The sequence below is a fragment of the Pseudogulbenkiania ferrooxidans 2002 genome, assembly GCF_000174355.1.
In the GTDB taxonomy this organism is placed as follows: Bacteria; Pseudomonadota; Gammaproteobacteria; order Burkholderiales; family Chromobacteriaceae; genus Pseudogulbenkiania; species Pseudogulbenkiania ferrooxidans.
This window is the reverse complement of sequence record NZ_ACIS01000003.1, coordinates 474,675-482,560: the sequence shown is the minus strand read 5'-3', so window position 1 is coordinate 482,560 and position 7,886 is coordinate 474,675. Positions and strand designations below refer to the sequence as shown.

Here is a 7,886-nt window from a genome sequence, read left to right as displayed (position 1 = left end):
ACCTCCCAGATTAGGATCTACGTTTCAAGTAAGCCAATTTCTCTCCATTTGTGCTGGGTATCCCACAAGGACTTAACGATTTAGGGACGTTACGAACTGATGTTGTCGTCACAGGTATATGAAGGGCATAAAGTGTGACGGGAGTTAAGCATAGATCAGGGATTTAGTTTCCGAACGTGATCAAGAGATGATCCAGTGGCTTGTGTTGGTATTAGCGGTCCGTCGCATGCAGTTCCTTCTCGGGAGGGGTGAAAATTCAAAAGCTCCCCTGGAGATCAGCGAGGGCCCGACTGTCTATAGGCTATCGAGGTCAACCACACCCGTTCATGCACACTTCGCTACAGGGGAATTACGAATACCGTTACGGTTTGTCTTGCGCATGGGTAGGGCTAAAACGGCTAATCTGGCTAATGCGCAATGCAAGAATTAGCCAGATTAGCCGTTTTAGCCTTAGCCTCCTACCATGATCATGGTGGCGCGAGGCGGAATTGTGCCCCATCGAATGTCAGCCAGTGGCGTTTCACCAACTCGTCCAAGGCATTGGATCGGCGGTCTTTTTCATTGCGAAGAGGGCGCCATCCCTTAGTTGCCAACTCAGTTTTAGTAAAGGTCTGCCATCGGGCTGTGTCGCGTTGTAGAAAATTCAGCAGGCCACGTGCGTCACTCTCAGTTTCAGACAGTGACACGTTTGCACTGATGCGCTGCCATTCAGAAAGACTGTAGTCGATCAATAAGCAGGCTTTTGTTATGTCTGCCTCGCTTACCCTGAGGTTATCTGTTCCGTATTCGAAATAACGCCAGACTGAGAAAACAGTGGCGACTCGAGCGACAAGTTCTCCTGCTCGTCCGCCGAATGCTTGTAAATTATCCCGTAGGTCGCCGTCTAGCGAATCGAGCCGACGCTCTGTGATGTTGTAATGCTCTCGCCACATCTCGAGCGCATCTGGCTCCCATTCGGCCATTGGTAAAATTAGCCCGCCATAGTTGTCCAATTGCTCGTGTGCTTGGTTCATCCGAGTCAACGTACTCCAATATCTGCACAATCTGGGGTCGGAATCGGCACGGCGTGTGAGATCTTCTGCTGAAAGCAACCGTGTTCCCGCAAGGCTTGAGGGCGCCGATAGCAGAAATCGGGGTAAGAAGCCTTGTCCTTGGAGCAGAGGATCATGTAGTGATGACATGACAGCGGCCGGCTGTGCGCTAAGGAATAGGCTGAATCTGATGTTGAAGCGAACCCCGCTGCCAGATTCTTGGCTTACTCGATCGCGTTCAACACCTCGTCCATCAAATAACCGGGTAAGTGCGCCAAGAGCACTTGCACGTGTGTCGGCTTTCATGCTGTAGCCGGCAAAGAACTGAGCGCCCTCATCGGTAGACCAGGACATGGCTGGCCTCGATCCTTGAATGAAGTCGCGTATAATTTTTTCAAGAGTCGCTTCGGTATAAATTGTCCGGGGGTCACGCGGTAGTTCTTCACGTAGAGAACCGCGTGCACCGGACTTTGCATTGACTAATTCTTTTTCGATTTTGTCTTTCAAGGCCTGGTGGCGCTGGCGAGCTTCGCTTTCGCTTGTGAGAAGTGGACGCGCCGCCAAGTTATAAACAGCACTTTTCCGATCGGCACTGTTGGCAATGGATAATATGAACAGGCTGCATGGAATTGGCTCCGTGACTGCGGGATGCCTGGCGTTAGCCATGCGCTGTGCCAAATGTCCGACGCTTGCAAGAATGGCCATGCTTGCCAACGCCAGTGGTGCCTTTACATATTCTGCAATGGCATTGGCGGCATCCAGCATAGAAGCTGGCAGGCAGTCGTTTGGCCAAGGGGTGGGATCGAAGTCGTGCGCGAACGGAACAGGTGGTTCGATTGGCAAGGGCTCTACGTCACCAGCATGGCGCAGACGATCAAGGTCATTCAGATTCATGCGACCACCCCCATCTTTTGCTGATAAACATCGAGCCAATCGGTGCCGGGCTGGCTCGGTATATGGATGCGTACTCGGCGGCCTTCATTCATAAGACGTTTTGCGAGGATTTGGGCTGCCCTTTGCCCTGTACCGCTTTTGTCGTGGTCTGCCATGATGTGAACGTCGTGGACGGTTTTAGGCAAAACGATACGTTGCAATCCGCCTGCTGATACGCATGCCCAAGTCGGTAAACCAGACCCCAGGCGTGATGCTAGGGCAGTCTCAATGCCCTCTGCCAGTGCGAGAGTCCCATGCTCAGGTGGATCAAGACGGATCGCAGCTCCATGGCTCGCCCCTTCGAATGCAACCAAAAGCTTTTTGCAGGGAAGAGCTTCACCGCTTAAGGGATGAGTAGGCTGGGCTTTGTGGCCGTCTTGCGTCAGGAAAACACGATGCAGTCCAATGCGCGAACCATTTGGCGCAGAAAGCTCGGCCAGCATAGCGGGATAGTCCGTGATATGGAGCGGCTGCTCTTCCACGTTGCACCAAAATGGTAACGCGGGGTGGAAACGAAGGGCTGATGGGAATGTTTTCATTTCCAATCCGCGAAGCCGGAGGTATCTATCGACAATATCATTGTGTCGAATAGGCCACGCTTCATCCCAGAGGCGCCCAATCTTGAGATGATTGTTTCGCTGTCCATAATGCTGTTCGGTTTTCAGGGTGCCGCAAGGCTGTACATTGGGCGCTTCCATTCCCGCAATATCGAGCGTCCCAGCAACGGCCTTCAGCGCTTTGTGAAAATCACAATTAAGATAGTGCATCACGAGGTCAAAGCCATTGCCGCCTTGACGCTCGATTGCTCGGCATACAAAACGGCCAATACCCTTGTCGATGAATTGGAAGCGGTCTCGTCCGCCGCACGCTGGACATGGTTGATTTCGACGTTTATTAAGCACCTCTGCGGGTATTCCGAGACTGCTCAGGATAAATGGCCAACGCCCCTGAGCCGCACCACGTATGCTTCTGATATCGATCATTTTCATGTGATTCTCCCTGAGCAGGTGAGCGAAATATTGTATAAGTGCGTGGTGGGTACACTTTTTTTGTGAAGCCCAGCAATACTTTTACAAAGTAGGGCTATTCACCTGCTTGTTATCCGGTTGGTTATTTATGGGCAGCTGTGGGCGCTTAGCTTTGTCGGTCGAGCCAAGCTCGGATCTCTTCGGCTTTCCAAGCGGTGACGCGTTCGGATAAGTGATAAGGAGCAGGAAATTTGCCTTGCTTGACATGGCGCCAAAGGGTGGACGCAGAAAATGGCAAGATGCCGGGAGTGCCGGTTTTTTTATTGCCAAGCAGGAGTGACTTGCGGACGAAGCCGGTCGTTGGGAGGGTGATGACTTGTGGTTGCATGTTGCGGTTTCCTCTGGGTCGTCGTGGATGACAGCCCTATGAAACCGCAGTGACAGGGTGGGGTGGCCGAAGTCGGAAAGATGGAAAAGGAATTCGGCAATGATATTCCCGAATTCCGTGTATCTAATTTCTACATATTAATATTTTGTTGCTGTTTAATTTAAACTGGCTCGACAACTGATGCGGCCATCCTCAGAAATTTTCGAACAGTGTCTGGGTCGAGTGGAACGCCGAATAGCTGTAAGTCTTCGAGTAAATCATTGACGTTTTTCATCCTGGCATCATGAATTGGGATTTTGTATCTTTCTATTGCCATGACTCCAATTATTGATAATATGGACTGCTTTTCCTTGCCGTGGATACTTTCCTCCCGGAGTTTGACCATTGCGTTTTTAACCTTCTCCAGTTCTTGAATGGTAGTGGCTAGCTCTTCGGCATATTTTTTAAGTTCGTTTTGAAAATGGTTCCGCTGTTGGCGAGTACCTTCGATCTCTTGAGATAGTTGCTCGTTCTTTGCTTTTTCACTGGCTAATTGTTTGATTAGATCAACGGAACCTGTTTGTGTAGTAAGTAAGTCGGACAGGTCCGTTGAGTTGTGGGGTTTAATGGAGGGGGTGTCAATAGTTAAATGCTCTTCCGGAAAGGCTTTAGGGTCAATATAGCCATTGGTAATGGCCCAAGGCCAGAAGTCCTTTGGAGAGAAATTTGCCTCGGTGACGAGGTTTGCGTTATTGTGAGATTTGTCTGTTAGTGAAATTTTTTCTGTAACTAAAGATAAGTCATAAATAAATTCACCCCATGCATCTTTGACTTTGAACTCTTGAAGCGATATCGCCTGAAGAATTACTGTCAATATCTCATTGACCTCATTTTTCTTGTCTGGCTCTACATCATATAGTGTTTTGGTTTTTATTGGATTAAGACCCGCTAGTAGGATGGCGGCCTGAGTGGCAGTTATTTGGCGTAAGCGTCTCACGTTTTCATTTATATGAGTCAGCATTATTTTTCCCTTTGTTTTCACTTAAAGTACCCTGCGAAGAAAAGCATTGCTCACGCTGGGGCTTATTTTGAAAAACAGTGTTTAGGCACGCTTTTTTTGGCCTTTAGTGATGGGCGTTACGTTGTAAGCTTCCCCCTTGTCCAACGCATCCAGTAGAAAAGCCCATTTATTTAAGGCATCTTTACGCTCATTGAAGTAGTCGTACCGGTTGTAGATACCTTCGACGCCTTTTATCCTGTGATTTAAACAGCGCTCAGCAACGACGGGATCAACGCCAAGCTCCGCAAGGTGTGTTCGAGCCGTGCGGCGTAGGTCGTGAACTGTAAATGGTGACACCATTGGCATATGCGGTTTGACTTTGCCAAGAGCTGTGCCCACTGTCCCTTCATGAATGTGCGGGACCATGCGGTGTTGCATTTTGCGGGCAGGCAGAATCCATGAGCTGTGTGGAGCAAGCTCTTTCAATTGCTTTAACCAGGAAATGGCCAGCGGAGGTAAGGGGATGTCAATATCAAGGCCTGTCTTTGTGCGTTCCTTCGGCAAGTGCCAGACAGCTTCCTCAAGGTCAAACTCTTTCCAGGGAGCTGCGCATAGCTCCATCTTGCGCACGCACAGGAGTAACAGTAGTCGGATAGTGAGGTCATTTTCAATGCTGAAACCCTTGGCCAGTTTCATCGCGGCGAACAGTTGTGTCAGCTCCTCGCGGCTCAAGACGCGGTCACGTGATTCCTCTTTGCCGCCTGCGTCATTCACATCAAACGCCGATGCTGGGTTGAACTCGATCTGGTGGCGTTTGATGGCATAGTCAAACATGCGGCGTGTATAGCGCAGTACATCATTGGCGATGGTTGGAGCTCCGCGCTTGACGATAGCTTGCAGCATGTCGTCCACGTGGCGTGGCTTCACATCTTCTACCTTCAGCTTTCCCAAGTGTGGCCCGATGTCCTTGTCTATTCGGCGACGCACAATGTCGGGGTGTTTTACCCGCCCAAGTATCATCCGCTCGTAGTATTCGTTCGCGAGATCGATCACACGAATCGACGCATTCTCGGCTTCGATCTTGGCGAGAGCCTCGGCTTTCCGCTCCTGCTTTTCTGCGGCGACATCGTAGCCGAGTGCCACCCTGGCCCGCAGCTTCTCTGCGGTACGCCGAGCTTCTGAGAGGGAGACCTCCGCATAACTACCAATCTGCATGACTCGGCTCTTGCCGGCAAATTTGTAGCGAAAGCGCCAGACCGGGACCTTGTCGTTCTCCCTGTAGCGCAACCACAGCCCATCTCCGTCGCCTTGTCCTTCAAAGTGTTGTTTGGCCTTGATCCAGGCCTTGATTTGCATGTCTGTTAGCTTGCCCATCAGTTCTCCCGAATAGCGAGTACCGGCCTCTGCCCGTTGACTGGCGTGAGGGGCCATTTCTGTGAACATCGAATAGGGTGGTGTACCCAATCAAGAATTTGAAAACTCTATCGGGTACACCATTGGGTACACGATGATTATGCGCTTTTTTGGGAGGTTGTGAAGCGTCATGAAATGACAAAAGCCCCGGGATACGGGGCTTTTGTGAGGTTACTGGTGTGCGGTGAAATGTTCTGGGGTGTTACTCTATATTCTGGATCTGCTCGCGCATCTGCTCGATCAGCACCTTGAGTTCTACCGAGGCCTGGGTGGTTTCGGTCGACACCGACTTGGAGCCGAGGGTATTGGCTTCGCGGTTGAGTTCCTGCATCAGGAAGTCGAGCCGCTTGCCGGCTTGGCCCCCGGCCTTGAGGATACGGCGGACCTCGCTCAGGTGGGTGCTCAGGCGCGACAGCTCCTCGTCGACATCGATCTTCTGGGCGAACAGGGCGAATTCCTGCTTGAGGCGGTCTTCGTCGACGCTTTCCAGCGCGTCGCGCAGGCGGTTGGACAGCTTCTCCATGTAGGCGGCCAGGATTTGCGGCAGCTTGGGCTTGAGGCCGGCGACGATGGTCTCGATCGAGGCGACCCGCTCCAGCAGTACCGCCTTGAGTTTTTCGCCCTCGCGTTCGCGCGAGGCGTTGAAGTCGGCCAGTGCCTTGGTCAGGCTTTCCAGGCACAGCTGTTGCAGCACTTCGGGCTTGAGTTCGTTCGATTTCATCACGCCGGGCCAGCGCATAAGTTCACCCAGCGACAGGGTGTCGGCTTCCGGCGCGCTCTCTTTGATGGTGCGGGAGACCGCCAGCAATTGCTGCAGCAGCTCGTGGTTGACTTCCAGCGTGGGGGTGGCGTTTTCCAGCTGGTTGAAGCCGACGCGGCATTCGAGTTTGCCACGGGTGACCTTGGCGCCGATCATTTCGCGCAGGGGGGCTTCGATGACGCGCAGCTCTTCCGGCAGGCGCATCTGGACGTCCAGATAGCGGTGGTTGACGGCGCGCAGTTCCAGATTGAGCATGCCACCGGGAAATTCCCTGCTAATGGCGGCGAAGCCTGTCATACTTAAAATCATGCTGAACTCCCGGTTAAACTGGACAAATATCAAGACCGGGCCCGAATTGCTTTGCTAAGCTCAATCCATGGCCCCGGACACTATAGCAACAGCCATCCTATGACTCAATCCAGGCAAGAAACCGCATTGCCGGCCGGCTACCGGCTGGCCGATTACACCATCGTCCGCCTGCTTTCCGTGGGCGGATTCAGCGTGGTCTATCTGGCTCTGGATGACGACGACCAGAAATTCGCCATCAAGGAATACCTGCCCGGCCACCTGGCGTGCCGCGGTGACAATGGCCAGGTGACGGTGCAGCACGAGCTTGACCAGGAGGCGTTCAACCTGGGGTTGAAGTGCTTCTTCGAGGAAGGGCGCATCCTGGCCGGGATCAACCACCCGAACGTGGTGCGGGTCGCCAATTTCTTCCGCGCCAACCAGACGGTCTACCTGGTGATGGAGTACGCCGATGGCCGTCCCTTGACCCGCGAGCTGGAGATTGCCGGCGGGCGGCTGGACGAGCGCCGTATCCGACGCTGGTTCGCCGCGCTCTTGTCCGGCCTGCGCGAGGTTCATCTGCACCGCCTGCTGCATCTGGACATCAAGCCGGCCAACATCTACCTGCGGCGCGGCGGCGGTCCGCTATTGCTGGACTTCGGCGCTGCGCGCCAGACACTGAACCAGCGCAGCAGGGAGTTCGCCTCGATGTACACGCCGGGCTACGCCGCGCCGGAACAGTACAAGAGCGATATGGCGCAGGGACCATGGACCGATATCTATGCCCTGGGTGCCTGCCTCTACTCCTGCATGGGGGGCGGCACGCCGCAAGGGGCGAAGGAGCGGGCGGTGAAGGACTTGCTGGAGCCGGCGTCCCGGCGCTTTGTGCGTCTTTATTCGCGCGAGTTGTGCGAGCTGGTCGATCGCTGTCTGGACATGGAGCCCGAGCGGCGGCCGGCGACCCTGATGGAGGTGCAAAAGCGGCTGATGGACCCCCATTACAGTGAGCCTGTCGCTCTCCCCGAGTCGCAGGCGGTGACGCACAAGCTGGCCGGCTGGCTTCGCAGCCTGACGGGCAGTCGTTCTTCCTGAAAGTGTGTGCATGAAATTGTCGATCTTCCAGGACAGC

7 protein-coding genes are annotated in these 7,886 nt (G+C 53.5%); 1 reads left to right on the top strand and 6 read right to left on the bottom strand.

Features of this window, described 5'->3' with window-relative positions:
* Positions 1-467 precede the first annotated feature (467 nt).
* The 6 genes from FURADRAFT_RS20125 to FURADRAFT_RS07315 all read right to left on the bottom strand — a co-directional run bounded on the left by FURADRAFT_RS20125 (position 468) and on the right by FURADRAFT_RS07315 (position 6,781).
* Positions 468-1,925 carry a DUF3987 domain-containing protein gene (locus FURADRAFT_RS20125; protein ID WP_008953501.1) on the bottom strand — a complete coding sequence of 486 codons (1,458 nt, stop codon included), beginning with the start codon at positions 1,923-1,925 and terminating at the stop codon, positions 468-470.
* Positions 1,922-2,953 carry a DUF7146 domain-containing protein gene (locus FURADRAFT_RS20120; RefSeq protein ID WP_008953500.1) on the bottom strand — a complete coding sequence of 344 codons (1,032 nt, stop codon included), beginning with the start codon at positions 2,951-2,953 and terminating at the stop codon, positions 1,922-1,924. The genes FURADRAFT_RS20125 and FURADRAFT_RS20120 overlap by 4 nt, the downstream gene beginning before the upstream one ends.
* Positions 2,954-3,098: 145 nt before the next feature.
* Positions 3,099-3,320 carry a helix-turn-helix transcriptional regulator gene (locus tag FURADRAFT_RS20115; protein ID WP_081455943.1) on the bottom strand — a complete coding sequence of 74 codons (222 nt, stop codon included), beginning with the start codon at positions 3,318-3,320 and terminating at the stop codon, positions 3,099-3,101.
* Between the two features lie 160 nt (positions 3,321-3,480).
* Complete coding sequence (locus FURADRAFT_RS20510) at positions 3,481-4,320, bottom strand: hypothetical protein (RefSeq protein ID WP_008953499.1); 840 nt, start codon at positions 4,318-4,320, stop codon at positions 3,481-3,483.
* Between the two features lie 81 nt (positions 4,321-4,401).
* On the bottom strand, positions 4,402-5,673 hold the full coding sequence (locus FURADRAFT_RS07320; RefSeq protein ID WP_008953498.1) for a tyrosine-type recombinase/integrase: 1,272 nt from the start codon (positions 5,671-5,673) through the stop codon (positions 4,402-4,404).
* Between the two features lie 241 nt (positions 5,674-5,914).
* Positions 5,915-6,781 (bottom strand): YicC/YloC family endoribonuclease, encoded by an 867-nt coding sequence (locus FURADRAFT_RS07315; RefSeq protein WP_008953497.1) that lies wholly within the window; start codon positions 6,779-6,781, stop codon positions 5,915-5,917.
* A 99-nt stretch (positions 6,782-6,880) separates the two neighbouring features.
* Between FURADRAFT_RS07315 and FURADRAFT_RS07310 the strand changes: the two genes are divergently transcribed.
* Positions 6,881-7,849 (top strand): serine/threonine protein kinase, encoded by a 969-nt coding sequence (locus FURADRAFT_RS07310; protein ID WP_008953496.1) that lies wholly within the window; start codon positions 6,881-6,883, stop codon positions 7,847-7,849.
* The last annotated feature ends 37 nt before the right edge of the window (positions 7,850-7,886 follow it).

Bases quoted from the DNA above. Each gene is read 5' to 3' on its own strand.
- FURADRAFT_RS20125 (WP_008953501.1), bottom strand. From the start codon at position 1,925: ATGAATCTGAATGACCTTGATCGTCTGCGCCATGCTGGTGACGTAGAG.
- FURADRAFT_RS20120 (WP_008953500.1), bottom strand. From the start codon at position 2,953: ATGAAAATGATCGATATCAGAAGCATACGTGGTGCGGCTCAGGGGCGT.
- FURADRAFT_RS20115 (WP_081455943.1), bottom strand. From the start codon at position 3,320: ATGCAACCACAAGTCATCACCCTCCCAACGACCGGCTTCGTCCGCAAG.
- FURADRAFT_RS20510 (WP_008953499.1), bottom strand. From the start codon at position 4,320: ATGCTGACTCATATAAATGAAAACGTGAGACGCTTACGCCAAATAACT.
- FURADRAFT_RS07320 (WP_008953498.1), bottom strand. From the start codon at position 5,673: ATGGGCAAGCTAACAGACATGCAAATCAAGGCCTGGATCAAGGCCAAA.
- FURADRAFT_RS07315 (WP_008953497.1), bottom strand. From the start codon at position 6,781: ATGATTTTAAGTATGACAGGCTTCGCCGCCATTAGCAGGGAATTTCCC.
- FURADRAFT_RS07310 (WP_008953496.1), top strand. From the start codon at position 6,881: ATGACTCAATCCAGGCAAGAAACCGCATTGCCGGCCGGCTACCGGCTG.